Source organism: Streptomyces sp. NPDC087844 (assembly GCF_044742785.1).
GTDB lineage: Bacteria > Actinomycetota > Actinomycetes > Streptomycetales > Streptomycetaceae > Streptomyces.
The window spans coordinates 423,826-445,888 of sequence record NZ_JBIUVD010000003.1 but is presented as its reverse complement, the minus strand read 5'-3'; the positions used below and the strand labels follow the sequence as shown (position 1 = coordinate 445,888).

Sequence of the window (22,063 nt, the reverse complement as noted above, 5' to 3'; positions counted from 1 at the left end):
GACCCTGGCCGAGTGACGGACAGCGAACGGCGGGCCGACCGGCAGCTGGAGCGAGCCATCCTGGAGCTGCTGGAGCGCCGTGCCCCGACCGCGACGATCTGCCCCTCCGACGCCGCGCGGGCGGTCTGCACGGGCGACGACGACGGCTGGCGCGCACTCATGGAACCCGCCCGCCGCGCGGCCCGGCGGCTGGTCGAGGCCGGCGAGGTGGAGATCACCCAGGCCGGCCGGGTCGTCGAGCCGGCGAAGGCCCGCGGCCCGATCCGGATCCGCCGCGTCCGCTGAGGTGCCTTGGTGCTGTGGCGCTGTGGCGCTGTGGTGCTGTGGTGCCGTGGTGCTGAGATGCCGTGGTGCCGTGGTGCGGCCGGTTCGGCGGGTGAGGGTGGTCGTCACCGGTCGGGACGCACGTCGTCGGTGGCGGCGCACGCGTGGTGCAGGGCGGTACGGGCATGCCGGCGCAGCCAGGTGTGGGCGGGGTCGTTGTCGTAGCGCTGGTGCCAGGCCAGGTGGACGGGGACGTCGGGCATGGGCAGTGGCAGCGGCCGGACGCACAGGCCCAGGCCGTCCAGGAGAGGGCGGCTGATCAGACGGGGCACCGCGGCGACCAGGTCGTGATGGCGGACGAACTGAAGGGCCGTCGCGGCGGTGGGAGCGGCTGCCACGACCTGACGGCTCAGGCCCCGGGCCTCCAGCACGTCGTCGATGGGGTCGCGCAGCCGTCCCCGGCGGGAGACGGTGATGTGCTCGGCGCTCACGTAGTCCTCCAGGCCGAGCGGGCCGCCATCGCTGCCATCGCCGCCGTCGCGGCCGTCGCACAGGGGGTGGGCGGGGCGCAGGGCGAGGACCAGGCGGTCGTGGCCCACGACCTCGTGACGGATCTCGGGCGAGGACGGCTCGCCGGCGCCGGCTTCGAGGTCGATGTCCCCCCGGCGCGGGTCATGGGTGTCGGTACTGGCTTCCGCCAGGAAACGCAGCCGCACTCCGGGTGCCTCGGCGCGCAGGGAGCGGAGCAGGTGCGGGCCGGCCGCGGCGGCCAGGGCGTCGTGCCATTTCAGGATGAAGGTCCGCTCCAGGGCCGTCAGGTCGACCTCCGTGTCGGGGGACAGGACCGTCCGGGCCTGCTGGACCAGCTCGTGCACGGTGGCGCGCAGGGCGAGGGCGCGGGGCGTGGGCGTCATGGTGCGGCCGGTGCGCACGAGGATCTCGTCGCCGGTGGCCCGGCGGATCCGGCCGAGGGTGCGGCTCATCGCGGGAGCTGAGACGTGCAGGCGGGCGGCGGCGTCCGTCACGCTGCCCTCTTCCAGCAGGGCGTCGAGCGCGGTCAGCAGATTCAGATCCAGTTGCATGTGAGTAAATCCAGTCGTAATCAGATTGCATTTGAAGTTAATGATGCCTGGTTCTAACGTCGAAGGCGAGCGGTCGAGGCCGCTTCCAGCCTTTTTCCCCCCGCTGTCCGCTGTCGGGCTGTCGTCGTGCTGTTGTCGTGCTGTTGTCGTGACTGGAGATTCTCGTGAAGATCGCTGTTCTTGGTTCCACCGGACAGACCGGCCGACTGGTGGTGGCCCGCGCCCTGGAGCGCGGGCACGAGGTCCTGGCCCTGGCCCGTCGGCCGGAACAGGTCCGGGTACCGGCCTCGGCGAACCTGCGGGTGGTCCGGGCGGACGTGACCGAACCCGGCAGTGTCGCCGCCGCTGTCAAGGGCGCCGACGTCGTGGTGAGCGGCCTCGGCGTCACCAGGAAGCAGGACCCCGCGGTCCTCTCCGACGGCGCCCGCCAGATCGCCTCGTCGGCACCCCGCGTCATCTGGCTCACCTCGCTGGGCATGGGGGCCACCCAGGGAGCGCTCGGCGCCTTCAACGGCGCTCTCCTCAAGCGCGTCCTGCGCCATGAGTGGGACGCGAAGGACGCCGCCGACCGTGCCGTCCGGAACGCGGGCGGGACCACCGTCCATGCCGGGCCGCTGACCGACGGGCCCTACCGGGGCAACGGACACCTCGTACGCGCCGAGGGGTTCGCACCGCGCATGATCCCGCCCCGGGCGCCGCGCGCGGGGATCGCCGCCCTCATGGTCGCGGAGGCGGAGACACCGCGGTTCGCCGACGCGGCAGGTATCGCGCTCTTCGAGAACCGCTGAGCGGCGCACCGCTGCCCGTGCTTCGCTCTTTCCGTGACGGTGACCGTGACCGTGACCGTGACGGTGGCGTCAGGAGGTCAGTGATTCCTCGTCGGCGGGCGTCGCCCGACTGGGCACCGGGGCCGGGTCCGCGTACGACACGGTGTCGCGCCACAGGAGCACACCCGCCGTGACGGTCGCGGCGACCAGCAGGCCGTTGCGGACCACGAGCAGTTCGATGCCGAGGTCGGTGCTGGCGACGACGTCCGCGAAGAAGATCGGGAACTCCAGGACGGTGAAGAGGCACGCCACCAGCACCATCACCGCCGGCCACCCCATCCGGCTGCCGCGGAAGACCAGGCACACGGCGGCCAGACCGACGAGCCACACCAGGTACTGCGGGCTGATGACCCTGCTCGTCGTGGTGAACAGCAGTACCGCCATGAACGCGGCGTCGGCGGCCGTGTGCACCAGGAACCGGGTCGCGCACAGCCGCCACAGGAGGAGCCAGCCGAAGGCGAGCCCGGTCAGCATCAGCGCCACCGTGCTCACCACGTCGACGTACGGGCCCAGGAACTCCACCGAGCCGTAGTTGAGCAGGACCTGGCCCTCCCAGCCGTGGTGCCGGGCGATGTGGAAGACCAGCGAGCCCAGGGACTCGACCTCGGTCCCGCGGTCGCGCTGGAAGGTCAGGAACGCGAACGCGCCCGGCATCGACACGACGAACACCGACGCGATGGCCGCCGCAGCCGCCGCGGCCGCGCCCCAGGCCTTGCGACCGGTCGTCCCCACGAGCAGCAGCAGCGGCCACACCTTCAGCATCGCGCCGAGCGCGGCCAGGACGCCCAGCACCTTCGGGTGCCGGACGCCCGCGAGGAGCGCGGCCACGGCGACGGCGGTCACCATGACGTCGTAGCGCGAGTACACGGTCGGCCCGAGCAGGGGTACGCCGATCACCCACACCCAGACGCCGCGCACCGACACCGACCTGCCGGGGCGCAGGCCCGCGTACAGGAGCAGGCCGAAGGCGATCAGGTCGGCGGCGAAGGCGAGGACGAAGAACGCCTGCGTGTAGGCGAGGAAGGGCAGGAGCGCGGGGGAGAGGATCGCGAGCGCGGCGGCCGGCGGGTACTGCCAGGTGACGTCGTCCAGGGGGAAGGTGCCGGTGCGCAGGACCTCGTACCAGTTCTGGTAGGTCACCGAGACGTCGCTCGTGACGTCCGGGCCGGGGAAGACGAACACCTTGAAGACGAAGAGCAGGAGCAGCAGTCTGCTCAGGCCCCAGGCCGCCGGCAGTACGTACGGGAACCTCGGCCCCCTGGCTCCCGCCATGCCCACCTGCCCCTTGTTCTGTACGGATCCGCCGTGCCGCTCCGCCGCCGCGCTGTGCGGTCATGATCCCCCGCGCGGCTGTGCGAGAGCCGTACGCGCGGCCGGGCCGAGCTGTGAGGTACGGGGTTCGGTACTGTCGACGGCGATGCGCGAGACCATGCACAAGACCCTGATCGTGACCAACGACTTTCCGCCGAGACCGGGCGGTATCCAGGCCTTCCTGCACAACATGGCGTTGCGCCTGGACCCCGAACGGCTCGTCGTCTACGCCTCCACGTGGAAGCGGGGCCGGGAAGGTGCCGAGGCCACAGCCGCCTTCGACGCCGAACAGCCCTTCGTCATCGTACGCGACCGAACAACCATGCTGTTGCCCACTCCGAGGGTCTCCCGGCGGGCCGTCGGGCTGCTGCGGGAGCACGGCTGCACCTCGGTGTGGTTCGGTGCGGCGGCGCCGCTCGGGCTGCTCGCGCCCGCGTTGCGGAAGGCGGGCGCGGAGCGTCTGGTGGCCACCACGCACGGGCATGAGGCTGGGTGGGCGCAACTGCCCGCGGCGCGCCAACTCCTGCGTGGGATCGGCGAGTCGACGGACGCGATCACGTATCTCGGTGAGTACACCCGGTCCCGGATCGCCGCCGCGCTGACGCCCGAGGCGGCCGGTCGGATGGTGCGGCTTCCTCCCGGGGTCGACGAGAAGACGTTCCACCCCGGGTCGGGAGGGGACGCCGTCCGGGCGCGCCTCGGCCTCACCGACCGGCCGGTCGTGGTCTGCGTCTCGCGTCTCGTCCCGCGCAAGGGGCAGGACACGTTGATCCTCGCGATGCCGCGGATCCTGGCGAGCGAGCCGGAGGCCGTGCTGCTGATCGTGGGCGGGGGGCCGTACGAGAAGGACCTGCGCCGACTCGCGTACGAGACCGGTGTCGTCGACTCCGTCCGCTTCACCGGGGCGGTGCCCTGGTCCGAACTCCCGGCCCACTACGGGGCGGGTGACGTCTTCGCCATGCCGTGCCGGACGCGGCGCGGGGGGCTGGACGTGGAGGGGCTCGGCATCGTCTACCTGGAGGCTTCCGCGACGGGCCTTCCCGTGGTCGCGGGCGACTCCGGGGGTGCGCCGGACGCCGTGCTCGACGGGGAGACGGGGTGGGTCGTCCGAGGTGGCTCCGCCGAGGACGCCGCCGACCGGATCGTCACGCTCCTCGCCGATCCGGAACTGCGGAGGCGGATGGGGGAGCGGGGGCGGGAGTGGGTCGAGGAGCGGTGGCGCTGGGACTTGCTGGCGGAGGGGTTGCGGGGGTTGCTCTGAGGCCGACGGGGGTGCGGGTCGCTGCTGTGGGGCGGCTGCGGGCCGGCGGGGCCCAAAAGACTGCGCAGTTCCCCGCGCCCCTGAAAGCGCGGCTCGCGGGATGGCGTGTGCGGGTTGTGGTGGGCTGGCGGCGCAGTTCGCCGCGCCCCTGAAAGCGCGGCTCGCGCTTGCTCTTCGTCTGCGGGTCGGCGGGGGCCCGTATAGATTGCGCAGTTCCCCGCGCCCCTTGCCTTTAGGGGCGCGGGGAACTGCGCGGGCAACCCGCATCGGCCCGCACACGTCATCCCGCGACCAGCGGCACCCTGAATGGCGCGCTTCCGCCGCACGGCGAACAGGCGCCCTCAGCCCTGATAGATCGCTTCGATCTCGGTCGCGTAATCCTTCGCCACCACGTTGCGCTTCAGTTTCAGGGACGGGGTCAAGTGCCCCGAGTCCTCCGTGAACTGGTGCGACAGCACACGGAACTTCCGTACCGACTCCGCCTTCGACACCGCCGCGTTGCCGTCGTCCACCGCGCTCTGGACCGCCGCGAGCAGATCCGGGTCGAGCGCCAGCGAAGCCGCGGTCGAGCCGGCGGGCTTCCCGTGGTCCTCGGCCCACCGCTCCAGGAACTCCTCGTCGATGGTGACCAGCGCGCCCACGAACGGCCGCCCGTCACCCACCACCATGCACTCGGCGACCAGCGCGTGCGCCCGGATCCGGTCCTCGATCACGGCCGGAGCGACGTTCTTGCCGCCCGCCGTGACGATGATCTCCTTCTTGCGGCCGGTGATGCGCAGGTACCCGTCCTCGTCGAGCGTGCCGATGTCACCGGTGTGGAACCAGCCGTCGGCCAGCGCCTCCTCGGTCGCGCCCTCGTTGTTCCAGTACCCCTTGAACAGGTGCTCGCCGTGCAGCAGCACCTCACCGTCGTCGGCGATACGGACCACCGAGCCCGGCAGCGGCTGCCCGACCGTGCCGATCTTCTGCCGGTCCCACGGGTTGAAGGCGGTGGCCGCACAGGACTCGGTCAGCCCGTACCCCTCCAGGACCGTGAAGCCGATACCGCGGAAGAAGTGGCCCAGGCGCTCACCCAGCGGTGCGCCGCCCGAGATCGCGTACTCGCCCTTGCCGCCGAGCACCGCCCGCAGCTTGCTGTAGACGAGTTTGTCGAACGTCCTGTGTTTGATCCGCAGACCGATCGAGGGGCCGGCCGGGGTGTCCAGCGCGCGGCTGTACGCGATCGCCGTGTCCGCCGCCTTGTCGAAGATCTTGCCCTTGCCGTCCGCCTGCGCCTTGGCCCGCGCCGAGTTGTAGACCTTCTCGAAGACGCGCGGCACCCCGAGGATCAGCGTCGGCCGGAACGAGGCCAGTTCGTCCGTGAGGTTCTTGATGTCCGGGACCAGGCCCAGTTTGATCGGCGCCATCATCGGAGCCACCTGCACGAGCCGCCCGAAGACGTGCGCGAGCGGCAGGAAGAGGAGCACCGAGCACTCGCCGGTACGGAACAGCGGCCGCAGCCGCTCCACGATGTTGCCGCACTCCGCGAAGAAACTGCGGTGGGTCAGCACGCAGCCCTTGGGACGTCCGGTCGTACCGCTGGTGTAGACGATCGTCGCCGGGTCGTCGGCCTTGGCGAGCGAGCCGCGCTCCTCGACCGCGGTGTCCGAGACGTCCTTGCCGGCGCGGACGAGCTCGTCGACCCCGCCGCCCTCGATCTGCCAGAGGTGCTTGAGGTGCGGCAGCCGGTCGCGCACCGACTCGACGGCGGCGGCGTGCGCGTCGAGCTCCACGACGATCGCGATCGCTCCCGAGTCGCCGAGGATCCACTGCACCTGCTCCGGGGAGCTGGTCTCGTACACCGGCACGGTGACGGCGCCCGCGCTCCAGATGGCGAAGTCGAGCAGCGTCCACTCGTAGCGCGTGCGGGACATCAGGGCGACGCGGTCGCCGGGCTGGACACCCGAGGCGATCAGGCCCTTCGCGGCGGCCCGCACCTCGGCGAGGAAGACGGTGGCCGTGACATCCGTCCAGGTACCGCCGATCTTGCGGGCGATGACCGCGACGTCGGGATGCTGCGCGGCGTTTCTGCGGACGATGTCGGTCAGATTGCCGTCCGCAGGGACCTCGTACAAAGCCGGAAGGCTGAACTCGCGCAAGACTGCTGCTCCTCATAGGGCGCCGACGCCACGACCTCGTGTGATGCGACGGAGCGGTCCAAGGCTCGGGCAAGGTGCTCCGGGAGTCGGTTGTTGAAACCCTGAGCACGACTGGACTGGCCGGACGTTACCCGCCGGTAGTGCCTCTACGACAGGGGGGTCAGGCGAGATGTTCCCCGCGTCACACGTGTTGGGGTTCCTTGGCGCAGACTAGTCCAACCCGTTACTGACCGGGTAGTAACCGCAGGTCCGCCCGCGTCTGAACACGTTTGCTCCACAGGCTTACCCTTGATCGCCATGGCAGGTACACAAGGCGGCGACGGCGGCGGCGGACGCAAGACCCCGAGAACACCACCGAAGACACCCCCGAGGACACCCTCAAGGACACGGATCCACGTCGTGAGCGACGTGCACGGCAACGTCCGTGACCTGGTCAGGGCCGGTGAGGGCGCGGACGCCCTGATCTGTCTGGGCGACCTCGTCCTCTTCATCGACTACGCCGACCACTCCCGCGGCATCTTCCCGGACCTCTTCGGCGCCGAGAACACGGACCGCATCGTCGAGCTCCGCACCGCCCGCCGGTACGAGGAGGCGCGGGCCCTCGGTGCCCGGCTGTGGGCGGGCGTCGACCGCGGCCCCGCCATCGAGAAGGCCGTACGGAAGCAGTACGCCGAACTCTTCGCGGCGTTCCCCACCCCGACGTACGCCACCTACGGCAACGTCGACATCCCGTCCCTGTGGCCGGAGTACGCCGCACCCGGCACCACCGTGCTCGACGGACAGCGCGTCGAGATCGGCGGCCGGGTCTTCGGCTTCGTCGGCGGCGGACTGCGTACCCCCATGCGGACGCCGTACGAGATCAGCGACGAGGAGTACGCGGCGAAGATCGAGGCCGTCGGGGAGGTCGACGTGCTCTGCACCCACATCCCGCCCGAGGTGCCCGAGCTCGTCTACGACACGGTGGCGCGGCGCTTCGAGCGGGGCAGCCGGGCGCTGCTGGCCGCGATCCGGCGCACCAGGCCGCGCTACTCGCTCTTCGGGCACGTCCACCAGCCGCTCGCCCGGCGGATGCGGGTCGGCGCCACGGAGTGCGTGAACGTGGGTCACTTCGCCGGGACGGGGAAGCCGTGGGCCCTGGAGTGGTGAGGGCCGCCGGGGCCACCGGCGGTCGCGGGGCCGGGGACGGCGGGCCCTCCACAGCGCGGTAGCGTTCACGCTGCGCACACAGGTAGAAAGCGTTCGTACTCCGCAGAACCTGCGTGCCTGCAGAACCCCCCTGTCCGGACCGCATCTGGAGGAGCCACAGCGATGGCGGAACACACCAGTTCGAGTATCACGATCGAGGCGGCACCGGCCGATGTCATGGCGGTCATCGCCGACTTCGCCCGCTACCCCGACTGGACGGGCGAGGTGAAGGAGGCGCAGGTGCTCGCGACGGACGAGAAGGGCCGTGCGGAGCAGGTGCGCCTCGTCATGGACGCCGGCGCCATCAAGGACGACCAGACCCTGGGCTACACCTGGACCGGCGACCACGAGGTCTCCTGGACCCTGGTCAAGTCCCAGATGCTCCGCTCGCTGGACGGCTCGTACATCCTCAGGCCGGCCGGCCTGAGCGCCACCGAGGTCACCTACCGGCTCACCGTCGACGTCAAGATCCCGATGCTCGGCATGATCAAGCGCAAGGCGGAGAAGGTCATCATCGATCGCGCGCTGGCGGGCCTGAAGAAGCGCGTCGAGTCGGGCGACGCCGGTAGGGAAGCCGCCAAGGAAGCGGAGTCGAAGAAAGCGGAGTCGGGGGACGCCGACAAGAAGGCGGGGCCGGGCGACAAGTAGCGGCCCGTCGCAGGCGCCGCCGCACCACGTACCGTTCACCTCCATGCGCACCATCCTGATCACCGGCCCCGGCGGCTCCGGCCGCACCACCGTCGCCGCGGCCACCGCTTGGGAGGCCGCCCGCCGGGGCACCCGCACCCTGGTGCTCTCCGCGGACCGCGCCGACACCCTCGGTGCCGCCCTCGGCGCCCCCACCGGCTCCGCGCCCGCCGAGACCGCCCCCGGGCTCACCGCCTGGCGGCCGGACGCGGGCGAACGGTTCCGGGCGGACCTCCTGGCCCTCCAGGAACAGGCCTCCACCGCCCTCGACCTGCTGGGCTCGGCCCGCCTGGACGCCGAGGAACTCACCCCCCTGCCCGGTGCCGAGGAACTCGCCCTGCTCCGCGCCCTGCGCGACGCGGCCGCCGCGGACACCTTCGACCTACTGGTCGTCGACCTGCCGCCGGCCCCCCAGGCACTCGCCCTGCTGGCCCTCCCGGAACAACTGCGCCGCTACCTGCGCCGCCTGCTGCCCGCGGAACGCCAGGCGGCCCGCGCCCTGCGCCCCGTCCTCGGCCGCCTGGCCGGCATCCCCATGCCGACGGAGCGGCTGTACGAGGCGGCGGCCCGCTGGGACGCCGAACTGGCCGCGGTCCAGCTGGCCGTCGAGGACCCGGCCACGACGGTACGGCTGGTCGCCGAACCGGGGCCCGCGGGCGCCGACGCCGTACGGTCGGCCGTCACCGGATTCGCCCTGCGCGGGCTGCGCACCGACGCCCTGATCGCCAACCGCGTCCTGCCCGACGCGTCCCCCGACACCTGGCTGGCCGCCCTCGCCGCCCAGCAGCGCAAGTCCCTCGACGGATGGCGTGACGAGTGGGGCTCCGCCGGGACGTCCTCCGCCGGGACGTCCTCCGCCGGGACGTCCTCCGGCGGGACGCGCTCAGCCGGGACGTGCGAGGTGCACGAGGTCCCCCACCTCGGCCGCGACCCGCGTGGCGCCGAGGACCTGGCCCTGCTCCCGGTGCCCCTCTCCGTGACCGCTCGGGGTGGCGCTTCCGGGCCGCTCGCCTGGCCCGTCGTCGACCGGCTCGCCGATGACGGCGTGCTCGTCTGGCACATCCCGCTGCCCGGCGCGATACGCGAGGAGCTCGACCTCGTACGCCGCGGGGACGAACTCGTCGTCACCGTCGGGCAGTTCCGCCGGATCGTCGCGCTCCCGTCCGCCCTGCGCCGCTGCGCGGTCGACGGAGCCTCCCTGCGCGAGGGCGAACTGCGTGTCCGGTTCGCGCCCGACCCGGATCTGTGGCCACGGACACGGTGAACGGCCTACCCCGGTCGGGTAACGTCGAGAGACACAGAGCCGATGCTTGGAGTCCGCCATGAGCGATGAGCGCCCCACGTCCGACGCGGGGGAGGACGCGCTCGACCCGGTGCACGACGGCACGGTGCACGGCGAGGAGCGCGACGAGGTCCGGACGACCGACGACGACGCCTGGGCGAACGCGTGCGCCGAGGACCTCGCCGCAGAGAAGGCCCGCCGCCGCACCCAGTACGGCCAGCCGCCCGGCTCGGCCGCCGAGGAACTGCGCAAACTCCTCGACGCCGTCGCCGACAAGCTGTCCGGACTGCAGTCGCCCCTGCTCGGCGCGGTCGCGGGCGGCGCCGCCCAGCAGATGGTGAACCAGGTCGTGCAGCAGGCCAAGGCCGCCGTCGAGCCCGTCATCGAGCGCAACCCCGACGTGTTCGACCACCTGGCGAGCGCCGGCTCCGAGCTGCTCGCCGCGTACCGCTCCGCCGTCGAGGCGCAGGAACGGCGCTGGACAGCCCGTGACACCGCCGCGCGCCCCCGGGACGAGGGCACAGGCAAGGGCACCGGCAGCGGTGAACACATCGACCTCGACTGAAGTCGCTCGGGTACGGTTGGCCATAGCGGGGCTCGACCGAAACTGAGGGATTCATGGGACTCACCATCGGCGTCGACATCGGCGGCACGAAGATCGCGGCCGGGGTGGTCGACGAGGAAGGCAACATCCTCTCGACCTTCAAGGTGCCGACTCCCACGACGCCGCAGGCGATCGTGGACGCGATCGCCGCGGCCGTCGAAGGTGCCAGGGCCGGGCACGAGATCGTCGGCGTGGGCATCGGTGCCGCCGGATACGTCAACCGGCAGCGCGACACGGTCTATTTCGCGCCGAACATCGACTGGCGGCAGGAGCCCCTGAAGGAAGCGGTGGAGGCCCGGGTGGGCCTGCCGGTCGTGGTCGAGAACGACGCGAACGCGGCGGCCTGGGGCGAGTACAAGTTCGGCGCGGGCAAGGGGCACCGCAACGTCATCTGCATCACGCTGGGCACCGGCCTGGGCGGCGGCATCATCATCGGCAACAAGCTGCGCCGCGGGCACTTCGGGGTCGCCGCGGAGTTCGGCCACATCCGGATGGTCCCGGACGGGCTGCTGTGCGGCTGCGGCTCCCAGGGCTGCTGGGAGCAGTACGCGTCCGGTCGCGCGCTCGTCCGGTACGCGAAGCAGCGGGCCAACGCGACGCCCGAGAACGCGGACATCCTGCTGTCGCTGGGGGACGGCTCGCCCGACGGCATCGAGGGCAAGCACATCTCGATGGCCGCGCGGCAGGGTGATCCGGTGGCGGTGGACTCCTACCGGGAGCTGGCCCGCTGGGCCGGTGCCGGGCTCGCCGACCTGGCCTCTCTCTTCGACCCCTCCGCGTTCATCGTCGGCGGGGGCCTTTCGGACGAGGGTGAGCTTGTCCTCGACCCGATCCGCAAGTCGTACAAGCGGTGGCTGGTGGGCGGGAACTGGCGTCCCGTCGCCGACGTGATCGCCGCGCAGCTGGGGAACAAGGCGGGGCTGGTGGGAGCGGCGGACCTGGCCCGCGAGCCCGACCCGATCATGTAGTGACCGCGCGTCCCTGCCGGGGGCGCGGGGACGTACGTCGTCTGCGCCCCGGTGGGGGTGGCCCGCGGGGTTCCCCGCGCCCCTGCCTTTCACTTTTGGCGCGCGGGGAACTGTGTGCTCAGCCCCCAACGGGGCGCAGACTCTTCTGGGGGCGCGGGGAACTGCGCGACAAGCCCCGCCGGGGTGCGGGTGAACGACAAACTGGCACTCTCCACCCGATATCTTGATCCGTATGTCGACCACCCCGACAGCCACCCCGCTGCCCGGTTCCCGGACGGAGTCCGACGGCTCGGCCGTCATCCGGGTCCTCAGCTACAACATCCGGTCCATGCGGGACGACACCACCGCACTCGCACGAGTGATCGCCGCCTGCGAACCGGACCTGGTCCTCCTCCAGGAAGCCCCCCGCTTCTTCCGCTGGCGCAAGAAGCTGGCCCGCCTGGCAGCGGCCTCGGGCCAGGTCGTCCTCTCCGGCGGAGCCACCGCCTCCGGCCCCGCCCTCCTCTGCTCCCTGCGCGCCACGGTCGAACGCACCGAGGACGTGCTCCTCCCGCTCACCCCCGGCCTGCACCGACGCGGCTTCGCGACCGCAGTCGTACGGTTCGGCGGGGCAGACGGCCCCCGCGTCGGCGTGCTGAGCTGCCACCTCTCCCTCCAGAAGGACGAGCGCCGCAAGCAGGGCGCCATGCTCCTGGACAGCCTCGCCGCCCTGGACACCCCGCACGCCGTCGTGGGCGGAGACCTCAACGAGCGCCCGAACGGCCGGACGTTCAAGCGCCTCGCGGCAGCGCTCCAGGACGGCTGGGCGGTGGCGCCCTGGGGCGGGGAGCACACCTCCACGCCCGGTGACCCCCATCAGCGCATCGACGCGCTCTTCGCCACGGCGGGCGTGCGGATCCTGGGCTGCGGTGTACCCCTGGACCAGCCCGGAGTGACCGAGGCGGACCTGAGGGCCGCCACGGACCACCTGCCGGTCCTGGCGGCCCTCAGAATTCCGGCCGCCCGATGACGCCGGGTGTCAGGCCGACGTCCGGCGTCAGGCTTCAGACCACCGCTCCGCGCCCCGGGTCGTCCTCGTCCTCCTCGTCGCCGCGCATCCGCCCCACCAGCGTGGCGAACCCGCCGAGGAAGCCGCCGATGCCCAGCGTGGCGAGGTACCACGTCATCTCCCACCCGAGCAGCACCGCGAGAAGCAGCAGCACCGGGCCGCCGATCACGGCCAGCCAGGCGAACTTGGCCGTGGCGTCCGCGGCGGGCAGCGGAGGCGGCTCGGGCGGCACGAAGTGGCCCTCGTCGTCCTGGTCGAAGTCCTCCTCGGCCGGTTCGGGCGCCGTGTAGTCACGCGGGCCGGCTACACCGGGCGCGAACGCGACCGAACTGCCGAGCGGCTTCCCCGCGCCGGGCTCGTCCTTCGGGCCTGCCTTCGCATCAGCGTCCGAGTCGGCCTCCGGATCCGTGCTGTCCGTACCGCCCTGCTCGCTTTTGGCGCCCTTGGGCGTCGCGGAGCTCTTGCCGCCGGAGTCGCCCACGCCACCGGCGTCGTTCGTCTCGGGCTCCAGGAGCGCCAGGTCCTCCACGGACTTGAAGGGCTTGGCGCCGGGCGGGTCCGGCGGTTCGTCGCCGTATCCGGCCACGATCGCCTCCCACGCCGCCGTCTCGTCGAACGACGGGCCCTGTTCCCCGCCGGGCGGTGCGTCCTTCTCGTCGGGCTCGCGGTCCGCGTCGTGCTCAGCCACCAGTGGCCGTCCCTTCCTGCTGACTCGCCTGACCCGCGCCGGCCTCCTTGCCGGCACCGGGTGCGAGCCGGGAGACGAAGGCGAAGCTCTCCTCGAAGATCCGGTCCGCGTCGTGGTCCAACGTCGCGACGTGGTAGCTCTGTTCCAGAAGTATCTCCGTGACATCCACGGACGACACCCGGCTGAGGATGCGGGCCGAGTCGGCGGGCGGCACGACATGGTCCTGCGGGCTGTGCAGGAGCAGCATCGGCTGGGTCACCTGCGGCAGTTCGCCGTCGACCAGCCGGTAGAAGTCGCGCATCGAGTGGGCCGCGTGCAGGGGCACCTTGTCGTAGCCGATCTCGATGCCGCCGTCCTTGGCGATGTCGCTGGTGATGCCGGGCACCGTCCTGACGAAGTGACGGATCACCGGCAGTGCGTACGCCTTGAGGCCGTGCACCTTGTTCGCCGGGTTGACGACCACTGTGCCGCTGACCTCGTCGCCGTGCTTGGCGGCGAGCCGCAGGGTGAGCGCGCCGCCCATGGAGAGGCCGAAGACGAAGACCTGGGAGCAGCGCTCGCGCAGGGCGCGCAGCTCGCGGTCCACCTCCGCGTACCAGTCCTGCCAGCCCGTGAGCTGCATGTCCTCCCAGCGCGTGCCGTGCCCGGGCAGCAGCGGCAGCGAGACGGTGAGACCGCGCTCGGCGAGATACTCCGCCCAGGGGCGCAGCGACTGCGGGGAACCGGTGAAGCCGTGGCAGAGGAGGACCCCGACCTTTCCCCCCTCGTGGTGGAACGGCTCAGCTCCGGGAAGGACCGGCACCTTCGGTCTCCTGTTCGTTCAAGGGCGACGCGACGATCACCCCGAAGCTTCGAGGCGTACTTCACCGTACGCGACGGCACTGACACCGACCAGGGCCGTCGGGCCCATTGACGGTGCTCCGGGTTAAGGTCTGATCGACAGACACGGGAGGCACTCGGGTGATCTACGGCGCAATGAAGTTTTCCATCGGAGGGCCGCTGAAGCTCGCCTTCAGGCCCTGGGTGGAAGGCCTCGGGAACATCCCCGCCGAGGGTCCGGCCATCCTGGCGAGCAACCACCTGTCGTTCTCGGACTCGTTCTTCCTCCCCGCGGTCCTCGACCGCAAGGTCACCTTCATCGCGAAGGCGGAGTACTTCACCACGCCCGGCGTCAAGGGCAGGATGACCGCCGCCTTCTTCAAGGGCGTCGGCCAGCTGCCGGTGGACCGTTCCGGCGGACGCGGCGCGGGCGAGGCCGCGGTCAGGAGCGGTGTCGACGTCATCGAGCGCGGGGAGCTCTTCGGCATCTACCCGGAGGGCACGCGGTCGCCCGACGGCCGCCTCTACCGTGGCAAGCAGGGCGGACTCGCGCGCGTGGCGCTGGCCACCGGGGCACCCGTCATCCCGGTCGCCATGATCGACACCGAGAAGATCCAGCCGCCCGGCAAGGTGATGCCCAAGCTGATGCGCCCGGGCATCCGCATCGGCGAACCGCTGGACTTCTGCCGCTACAGCGGCATGGAGCACGACCGTTTCGTCCTGCGCGCGGTGACCGACGAGGTCATGTACGAAATCATGAAGCTCTCCGGACAGGAGTACGTCGACATCTACGCGACGGCCGCCAAGCGGCAGATCGTGGAGGCGGCGAAGGCACAGAAGCAGGCGCACAAGGAAGCCCAGAAGGAAGCCCTGAAGGAAGCCGACCGGGCGTCGCGCCGGGCGGCGGACCAGGGGCAGGTCGGCCAGGAGCGGGCCGACAAGGAGCAGACCGGCTCGTAGACCTGGACGCGGCCGCGGGGGATGGGGTAGTGGGGGACATGGCCAAGCGCGAGAGAGTCATGAGGATGTCGGTCGAGCAGCCGCTGTGGCGCGCGCTCACGGGGTACCGCGTCCTGACGCTGTTCTACGCGATCGGTCTCTTCGTCGCGAGGAACGACGAGTTCATCCGCCCCGAAGTGGCCATCGGATACTACGTACTGCTCTCCGCCTGGACCTTCGCCACCCTGCCCAAGGTGGCGAACGCGCAGAGCTGCACCAAGCCCTTCCTCGCGGCCGATCTGACCGTCGCCCTCACCGGCATCCTGCTCACCCCGGTCGCGGACGCCCACGAGCGGATCGTGGCGGGCGGCCCGACCCTCCCGTCGATATGGACCGCGGGCGCGGTGCTGGCGTTCGCGATCAAGGGCGGTTGGCGCTGGGCGGCCTTCGCCTCGGCGCTCGTCGGCGTCGCCAACGTCGTACAGCGCGGCGCGCTCAGCGAGGACACCCTCCACAACGTGCTGCTGGTCTGGGTCGCCTCGATCGCCATCGGATACGTCGTCGAGGTCGCCCGGGCCTCCGAGCGCACCCTGGCCCGCGCCCTGGAGATCGAGGCGGCGACGCGCGAACGCGAGCGGCTCGCCCGTGACATCCACGACGGCGTCCTCCAGGTGCTCGCCATGGTGCAGCGGCGCGGTTCCGCGCTCGGCGGGGAGGCCGCGGACCTGGGTCGCCTCGCAGGCGAGCAGGAGGTGGCGCTGCGCACCCTGGTCTCCGGCGGACTCGTACCCGTCTCACGGGTGTCGGAGGACGAGACCGAGGGTGCCGTCGTGCGCGCGGTGGACGAGCCGGACCCCCGGGGCGACTCCGTCCCCTGCGATCTGCGCCCGCTGCTCGCCGCGTACGCCACCGCCAAGGTGACGTTCTCGGAGCCGGGCACCCCGGTGCCGCTCCCGGCCGGTGCCGCGAGGGAACTGGCCGCGGCGGTCGGTGCCGCCCTGGACAACGTCCGCCGTCACGCGGGCGAGGACGCCCGGGCCTGGATATTGGTCGAGGACGAGCCGGACGAGGTGATCGTGACCGTACGGGACGACGGCCCCGGCATCCCCGAGGGACGGCTCGCCCAGGCCGAGGGCGAGGGGCGCCTCGGGGTGGCCCTGTCGATCCGGGGACGGCTGCACGAGATCGGGGGCACCGCCCAGCTGATCTCGGTGCCGGGCCAGGGCACGGAAGTGGAACTGAAGGTACCGAAGCAGGCGCCGAAGGCCCCGAAGGGGTCCGAGGGCACACGGGGGAAGGCGGAAAAGGCATGACCGAGGGACAGGGGCAGGGACGACGACCGGGGCAGGGACCCGGGCAGGGAGAGGGAGGGGACCCGATCAGGGTCATGGTGGTCGACGACCACCCCATGTGGCGCGACGCGGTCGCCCGCGACCTGGCCGAGTCCGGGTTCGACGTGGTCGCGACCGCGGGCGACGGCGAGCAGGCGGTGCGCCGGGCCCAGGCCGTCGGGCCCGACGTCCTCGTGCTGGACCTGAACCTGCCCGCCAAGCCCGGTGTGCAGGTCTGCAAGGAACTTGTCGGCCTCAACCCCGCCCTGCGCGTCCTGGTCCTGTCCGCGAGCGGCGAGCACGCCGACGTCCTGGAGGCGGTCAAGTCGGGCGCCACCGGCTACCTGATCAAGTCGGCCTCCACGGAGGAGCTGACCGACGCGGTGCGCCGCACGGCCGTCGGCGATCCCGTCTTCACCCCGGGCCTGGCGGGCCTGGTCCTCGGCGAGTACCGCAGACTCGCCTCCGACCCGGGTCCCGCCACGGGCGGCGACGAGCCGAGAGCCCCGCAGCTCACCGACCGCGAGACCGAGGTACTGCGCCTGGTGGCCAAGGGCCTGAGCTACAAGCAGATCGCCGAGCGCCTGGTGATCTCCCACCGCACCGTGCAGAACCACGTCCAGAACACCCTGGGCAAGCTCCAGTTGCACAACCGCGTGGAGTTGGTGCGCTATGCCATAGAGCGGGGCCTCGACGACGTGTAAACCCACCGATACACACCAACGAGTGATGGCAGGTGATCAACTCCCGCACATTGCACCGGAATTGACCTTCCGCCCCCTCCTGGAGTGACCTGGATCACTATTAGCGTGAGTCCCGTCAGCCAACCATGGCGAAGGGACTTTCCATGCGGGTCGGAGTACTGACCGGAGGCGGCGACTGCCCCGGGCTCAACGCCGTCATCCGGGGCATCGTCCGCAAGGGCGTGCAGGAGTACGGCTATGACTTCACCGGCTTTCGGGACGGCTGGAGGGGTCCGCTGGAAGGCGACTTCGTCCGGCTCGACATTCCCGCCGTGCGGGGCATCCTGCCTCGCGGCGGCACCATCCTCGGCTCCTCGCGCACCAACCCCCTCAAGGCCGAGAACGGCATCCGCCGGATCAAGGAGAACCTCGCCAAGTGCGAGGTGGACGCTTTGATCGCGATCGGCGGAGAGGACACCCTCGGTGTCGCCGCGCGCCTCACCGACGAGTACGGGGTGCCCGTCGTCGGTGTACCGAAGACCATCGACAACGATCTGTCCGCCACCGACTACACCTTCGGTTTCGACACCGCCGTCGGTATCGCGACCGAGGCGATCGACCGCCTGCACACCACCGCCGAGTCGCACATGCGCGTGCTGGTGTGCGAGGTGATGGGCCGGCACGCGGGCTGGATCGCGCTCCACTCGGGCCTCGCGGGCGGCGCGAACGTCATCCTCATCCCGGAACAGCGCTTCGACGTCGACCAGGTCTGCGCCTGGGTGACCTCGCGTTTCAAGGCCTCGTACGCGCCGATCGTGGTCGTCGCCGAGGGTGCGATGCCCAAGGACGGCGACATGGTCCTCAAGGACGGCACGCTGGACTCCTTCGGGCATGTGCGGCTGTCGGGTGTGGGGGAGTGGCTGTCCAAGGAGATCGAGCGGCGCACGGGGAAGGAGGCGCGGACGACCGTGCTCGGGCATGTGCAGCGGGGTGGTACTCCGAGTGCGTTCGACCGGTGGCTGGCCACGCGGTTCGGGCTGCACGCGATCGAAGCCGTCCGGGACGGTGACTTCGGCAAGATGGTCGCGCTGCAGGGGACCGACATCGTGCGTGTGCCGATCGCGGAGGCGACGGCCCGGCTGAAGACGGTCGACCCCCGCCTGTACGAAGAGGTCGGAGTCTTCTTCGGCTGACCCCGCGACCGGGTTCTCTTCGCCCCCGCCGCGCGGTTCCCCGCGCCCCTGAGTACCCAGGGGCGCGGGGAACTGCGCACTCTTTCAGCGGGGCCCGGGGGTGCCCGCCCTCGCCCACACCCGCCCCACCAACTCCCGTACGACGTCCGCGCCGCGCAGGGTCAGCACCGACTCGGGGTGGAACTGCACCCCGGCGAAGCCCGGCCCGCGCAGCGCGTGCACCTCCTGGCCCCGGCTGCGGGCGACCTCCACGCCATGGGCTCCCAGTTCGAGCGCGGCCTCGTCGTCGCAGCGCGCCACGAAGCTGTTGTAGAAACCGACGGTCTCCGTCCGCCCGAACAGATCGATGTCCGTCTGGGCACCCTGGTACGGGATCTCCTTGCGCACGATCTCCAGGCCCAGTTCCGCCGCGATCAGCTCGTGGCCCAGGCACACACCCAGGACGCCGTGCCGGTGCCCGCGCAGCACCTCCGCGGTGAGGCCGCGCAGGAAGGCCATCTTCGGGTCCGCGAGGTCGGACGGGTCGCCCGGACCGGGGCCCAGCACCAGCGGCCCCTCGTGCGCCAGGACGGCCTCCCTCAGCCCTGCCTCGTCGTACCTCCGTACGGTCACCGTCAGCCCGGACGAACGCAGCAGATGCGCGAGCATCGCCGTGAAGGTGTCCTCCCCGTCCACGACGAGCGCGTCGCCCGACAGTTCGGCGGACGGCTCCTGCATCCGCAGCCAGAACGGCGCCAGCGAGGCCCGCCGCCCGTCGAGCGCGGCCCGCACCCGCGGATCGTCCGCGAGGTTCACCCGCGCCTCGTCCCCGCCCGGCCGCCCGGGGCGTACGCCGAGGGCGGCCAGTACGCCCGCCGCCTTCGCGTGCGTCTCCGCGACCTCGCCCGCCGGATCCGACCCGCGGACGAGCGTCGCGCCGACCGGTACGCGCAGCCGGCCGCCGCCGTCGATGTCGGCGGTCCGGATGAGGATGGGGGAGTCGAGGGTCTGGGCGCCGCCCGAGTCGCGCCCGATGAGGGCGAGGGCCCCGGCGTAGTAGCCGCGTCCGCCGACCTCGTGCCGCTCGATCACCCGGCACGCGTTCTGCACCGGTGAGCCGGTGACGGTCGCGGCGAACATGGTCTCCTTCAGCACCTCGCGCACGTCGAGCGACGACCTGCCCCGCAGCTCGTACTCCGTGTGCGCGAGGTGGGCCATCTCCTTCAGACGCGGCCCGATCACGACCCCGCCCATGTCGCCGACCGTGCACATCATCTTGAGCTCCTCGTCGACGACCATCGAGAGCTCCTCGATCTCCTTGCCGTCGGCCAGGAAGTCCAGCAGGTCCTCGGGCGTCGGCCCTTCGGCGGGATAGCGGTACGTCCCGCTGATCGGGTTCATCACGACGGTCCCGCCGGACATCCGCACATGCACCTCGGGACTCGCCCCGACCAGTGTCCGCTCCCCGGTGTGGACCACGAACGTCCAGTACGCCCCCCGCTCACCCACGAGCAGCCGCCGGAAGAGCGCCAGCGCGTCGGCCCGCCCGAACCCCGGGATCTCCCCCTCGTACGTCCGCCGGATGACGAAGTTCGCACCCTCGCCCCGCCCGATCTCCTCGCGCAGCACCCGCCCGACGATCTCCGCGTACTCCTCGTCCGCGACATCGAAGCCGCCGTCCTCGACCCGCACGTCGTGCGCGGGCAACTCCGCCAGGGCCTGTTCCAGGGAGAACTCGTATGTCTCCTCCGGGACGAGCACCGACAGAGGGGTGCCGTCGTCGTGGACGTCGAAGCCGCGCTCGCGGATCTGGCGGTACGGGACGAGGGCGAGGCCCTCGGGGAGGTCGGCCAGCCGGTCGTGCTCGGTGACGGGGCCGAGCAGCAGCTCGACGGCGTCGCCCCGCCCGTCGTGATGGCCCGGCGTGCGGCGGCGCAGCAGGGCGAACGGGCGGGGATCGTCCAGCAGATCGGGCAGGTTCATGGGTCCTGTTCCTTCTCGGCGTCTCGGCGTCTCGGTGGATGAGGTGGGCGAGAGGTCGTGAGGAACGGTCCCGGTCGCGAAAACACCGAAGGCCGCCCCTCGGGCGGCCTTCGCGAAGTCTTGCGTACGCGCAGTCAGTGGGCCGCCGGGTGAGCGGTCCACCACCAGTTCTGGTTCTGGGTCGGGTGCGCGAACATGCGCCGCACCCTACCCCACGTCGGGTCCGCCGCGGGATCTGTCGGACGGGGGCCGGTTCCGCCGCGTCGATCGAGCGCGATCCGTCTCAATTGATGAGCATGGGGAGGGATGCCCGACACGACCCCGTAATGTTGGCGCCGTGACCGTGAACGCTAAGTCCAGCGCGAGCGCTGGCAACACCTGGCGAGACCTGCCCGCGGCGCAGCAGCCCGAGTACCCGGATGCCGAGGCTCTGCGCGAAGTGATCGCGGACCTTGAGTCGTATCCGCCGCTCGTCTTCGCCGGCGAGTGCGACCAGCTGCGCGCCCGGTTGGGAGCAGTCGCCAAGGGCGAGGCGTTCCTTCTCCAGGGCGGCGACTGCGCCGAGGCCTTCGACGCCGTGTCCGCCGACCACATCCGCAACAAGCTCAAGACCCTGCTCCAGATGGGTGCCGTCCTCACGTACGCGGCGTCCGTGCCGGTCGTGAAGGTCGGCCGGATCGCCGGCCAGTACTCCAAGCCGCGCTCCAAGAACACCGAGACCCGCGGCGGCGTGACCCTGCCGACGTACCGCGGCGACTCGGTCAACGGCTTCGACTTCGACGAGAAGGCCCGGATCCCGGACCCCGAGCGGCTGAAGCGGATGTACAACGCCTCAGCGTCCACGCTCAACCTGGTCCGCGCCTTCACCACCGGCGGCTACGCCGACCTGCGCCAGGTGCACGCCTGGAACCAGGACTTCGTGCGGACCTCGCCGTCCGGCCAGCGCTACGAGCAGCTGGCGCGCGAGATCGACCAGGCGCTGCACTTCATGAACGCCTGCGGGGCCGACCCCGAGGAGTTCAAGACCGTCGAGTTCTACGCCTCCCACGAGGCGCTGCTCCTCGACTACGAGTCGGCGCTGACCAGGGTCGACTCCCGCACCGGGCACCTGTACGACGTCTCAGGCCACATGGTGTGGATCGGTGAGCGCACCCGGCAGCTGGACGGCGCGCACATCGAGTTCGCCTCGAAGATCCGCAACCCGATCGGGATCAAGCTGGGCCCGACGACCACGGCCGAGGACGCGCTGCAGTACATCGAGCGGCTCGACCCGGACCGCGAGCCGGGCCGACTGACCTTCATCGTCCGGATGGGCGCCGACAAGGTCCGCGACAAGCTGCCCGAGCTGGTCGAGAAGGTCACCGCCTCGGGCGCGACCGTCGCCTGGATCACCGACCCGATGCACGGCAACACCTACGAGGCGGCCTCCGGTCACAAGACCCGCCGCTTCGACGACGTGCTCGACGAGGTCAAGGGCTTCTTCGAGGTCCACAAGGGGCTCGGCACCCATCCGGGCGGTATCCACGTCGAGCTCACCGGTGACGACGTCACCGAGTGCGTGGGCGGCGGCGACGAGATCTTCGTCGACGACCTGCACCAGCGCTACGAGACGGCCTGCGACCCCCGTCTGAACCGCAGCCAGTCACTCGACCTGGCGTTTCTCGTGGCGGAGATGTACCGGGCCCAGTAGCAGATCAGCAGCCGTTTCGGCTGTTACAGGCACGCATATTGGGGCGCGGATCACATACGATCCGCGCCCCGTCGCACTTTTGCGGCCCAGACTCGACGGGT

Annotated in this window: 20 protein-coding genes and 1 pseudogene; 14 read left to right on the top strand and 7 right to left on the bottom strand. The window is 71.3% G+C overall.

The annotated features are described in order from the left end of the window. Positions 1 to 12 precede the first annotated feature (12 nt). Complete coding sequence (locus ACIOKD_RS08880; RefSeq protein WP_402080199.1) at positions 13 to 285, top strand: DUF3253 domain-containing protein; 273 nt, start codon at positions 13 to 15, stop codon at positions 283 to 285. Between the two features lie 104 nt (positions 286 to 389). Here the strand turns inward: ACIOKD_RS08880 and ACIOKD_RS08875 are convergent, their stop codons facing one another. Next, entirely contained in the window at positions 390 to 1,346 is a 957-nt protein-coding gene (locus tag ACIOKD_RS08875) for a LysR family transcriptional regulator (protein WP_402080197.1), read from the bottom strand. Positions 1,347 to 1,510: 164 nt separating this feature from the next. Here ACIOKD_RS08875 and ACIOKD_RS08870 point away from each other — a divergent pair, with 164 nt between their 5' ends. After that, complete coding sequence (locus ACIOKD_RS08870; protein ID WP_402080194.1) at positions 1,511 to 2,134, top strand: NAD(P)-dependent oxidoreductase; 624 nt, start codon at positions 1,511 to 1,513, stop codon at positions 2,132 to 2,134. A 69-nt stretch (positions 2,135 to 2,203) separates the two neighbouring features. On the opposite strand, the gene ACIOKD_RS08865 is transcribed toward ACIOKD_RS08870, so the two are convergent. Beyond that, positions 2,204 to 3,445, bottom strand: a complete 1,242-nt coding sequence (locus ACIOKD_RS08865) for a glycosyltransferase 87 family protein (protein WP_402080191.1) — start codon at positions 3,443 to 3,445, stop codon at positions 2,204 to 2,206. A 157-nt stretch (positions 3,446 to 3,602) separates the two neighbouring features. Here ACIOKD_RS08865 and ACIOKD_RS08860 point away from each other — a divergent pair, with 157 nt between their 5' ends. Further along, positions 3,603 to 4,745 (top strand): glycosyltransferase family 4 protein, encoded by a 1,143-nt coding sequence (locus ACIOKD_RS08860; protein ID WP_402080696.1) that lies wholly within the window; start codon positions 3,603 to 3,605, stop codon positions 4,743 to 4,745. Positions 4,746 to 5,086: 341 nt separating this feature from the next. On the opposite strand, the gene ACIOKD_RS08855 is transcribed toward ACIOKD_RS08860, so the two are convergent. Continuing rightward, a complete protein-coding gene (locus tag ACIOKD_RS08855) occupies positions 5,087 to 6,883 on the bottom strand; it encodes an AMP-dependent synthetase/ligase (RefSeq protein ID WP_402080189.1) in 1,797 nt (598 codons plus the stop codon). 297 nt (positions 6,884 to 7,180) lie between these two features. Here ACIOKD_RS08855 and ACIOKD_RS08850 point away from each other — a divergent pair, with 297 nt between their 5' ends. The 6 genes and pseudogenes from ACIOKD_RS08850 (at position 7,181) to ACIOKD_RS08825 (ending at position 12,618) form a co-directional block, all read left to right on the top strand. Next, a complete protein-coding gene (locus ACIOKD_RS08850; protein WP_402080187.1) occupies positions 7,181 to 8,029 on the top strand; it encodes a metallophosphoesterase in 849 nt (282 codons plus the stop codon). 162 nt (positions 8,030 to 8,191) lie between these two features. Further along, positions 8,192 to 8,626: pseudogene (locus ACIOKD_RS08845) on the top strand (SRPBCC family protein); the annotation flags it as partial. 133 nt (positions 8,627 to 8,759) lie between these two features. Further along, positions 8,760 to 10,019, top strand: a complete 1,260-nt coding sequence (locus ACIOKD_RS08840) for an ArsA family ATPase (RefSeq protein WP_402080184.1) — start codon at positions 8,760 to 8,762, stop codon at positions 10,017 to 10,019. Positions 10,020 to 10,077: 58 nt separating this feature from the next. After that, positions 10,078 to 10,602 carry a DUF5304 domain-containing protein gene (locus ACIOKD_RS08835; protein WP_402080181.1) on the top strand — a complete coding sequence of 175 codons (525 nt, stop codon included), beginning with the start codon at positions 10,078 to 10,080 and terminating at the stop codon, positions 10,600 to 10,602. 53 nt (positions 10,603 to 10,655) lie between these two features. Next, complete coding sequence (locus ACIOKD_RS08830) at positions 10,656 to 11,609, top strand: ROK family glucokinase (protein ID WP_402080178.1); 954 nt, start codon at positions 10,656 to 10,658, stop codon at positions 11,607 to 11,609. 232 nt (positions 11,610 to 11,841) lie between these two features. Next, a complete protein-coding gene (locus tag ACIOKD_RS08825; protein ID WP_402080175.1) occupies positions 11,842 to 12,618 on the top strand; it encodes an endonuclease/exonuclease/phosphatase family protein in 777 nt (258 codons plus the stop codon). 34 nt (positions 12,619 to 12,652) lie between these two features. Here ACIOKD_RS08825 and ACIOKD_RS08820 read toward each other — a convergent pair whose 3' ends face one another. Then, positions 12,653 to 13,345, bottom strand: coding sequence for a hypothetical protein (locus ACIOKD_RS08820; protein WP_402080173.1), 693 nt, complete (start codon positions 13,343 to 13,345; stop codon positions 12,653 to 12,655). Continuing rightward, positions 13,338 to 14,147 (bottom strand): alpha/beta hydrolase, encoded by an 810-nt coding sequence (locus tag ACIOKD_RS08815; RefSeq protein ID WP_402080170.1) that lies wholly within the window; start codon positions 14,145 to 14,147, stop codon positions 13,338 to 13,340. Before ACIOKD_RS08815 ends, ACIOKD_RS08820 begins: the two co-directional genes overlap by 8 nt. Before the next feature lie 173 nt (positions 14,148 to 14,320). On the opposite strand from ACIOKD_RS08815, the gene ACIOKD_RS08810 reads away from it, so the two are divergent. From ACIOKD_RS08810 to ACIOKD_RS08795, 4 genes are all read left to right on the top strand, one after another. After that, positions 14,321 to 15,124: a lysophospholipid acyltransferase family protein gene (locus ACIOKD_RS08810; protein WP_402080168.1), complete on the top strand. Its 804-nt coding sequence runs from the start codon at positions 14,321 to 14,323 to the stop codon at positions 15,122 to 15,124. Positions 15,125 to 15,162: 38 nt separating this feature from the next. Next, positions 15,163 to 16,416 (top strand): MacS family sensor histidine kinase, encoded by a 1,254-nt coding sequence (gene macS / locus ACIOKD_RS08805; protein ID WP_402080165.1) that lies wholly within the window; start codon positions 15,163 to 15,165, stop codon positions 16,414 to 16,416. Between the two features lie 74 nt (positions 16,417 to 16,490). Continuing rightward, on the top strand, positions 16,491 to 17,138 hold the full coding sequence (locus ACIOKD_RS08800; RefSeq protein ID WP_402080694.1) for a response regulator: 648 nt from the start codon (positions 16,491 to 16,493) through the stop codon (positions 17,136 to 17,138). A gap of 143 nt (positions 17,139 to 17,281) precedes the next feature. Further along, a complete protein-coding gene (locus ACIOKD_RS08795; protein ID WP_402080162.1) occupies positions 17,282 to 18,310 on the top strand; it encodes a 6-phosphofructokinase in 1,029 nt (342 codons plus the stop codon). Between the two features lie 84 nt (positions 18,311 to 18,394). Here ACIOKD_RS08795 and ACIOKD_RS08790 read toward each other — a convergent pair whose 3' ends face one another. Next, on the bottom strand, positions 18,395 to 20,272 hold the full coding sequence (locus ACIOKD_RS08790; protein ID WP_402080160.1) for an anthranilate synthase family protein: 1,878 nt from the start codon (positions 20,270 to 20,272) through the stop codon (positions 18,395 to 18,397). Positions 20,273 to 20,406: 134 nt separating this feature from the next. Continuing rightward, positions 20,407 to 20,469 (bottom strand): trp operon leader peptide, encoded by a 63-nt coding sequence (locus ACIOKD_RS08785; protein ID WP_152776879.1) that lies wholly within the window; start codon positions 20,467 to 20,469, stop codon positions 20,407 to 20,409. 140 nt (positions 20,470 to 20,609) lie between these two features. On the opposite strand from ACIOKD_RS08785, the gene ACIOKD_RS08780 reads away from it, so the two are divergent. Next, complete coding sequence (locus ACIOKD_RS08780) at positions 20,610 to 21,962, top strand: class II 3-deoxy-7-phosphoheptulonate synthase (RefSeq protein WP_402080158.1); 1,353 nt, start codon at positions 20,610 to 20,612, stop codon at positions 21,960 to 21,962. Positions 21,963 to 22,063: the final 101 nt, after the last annotated feature.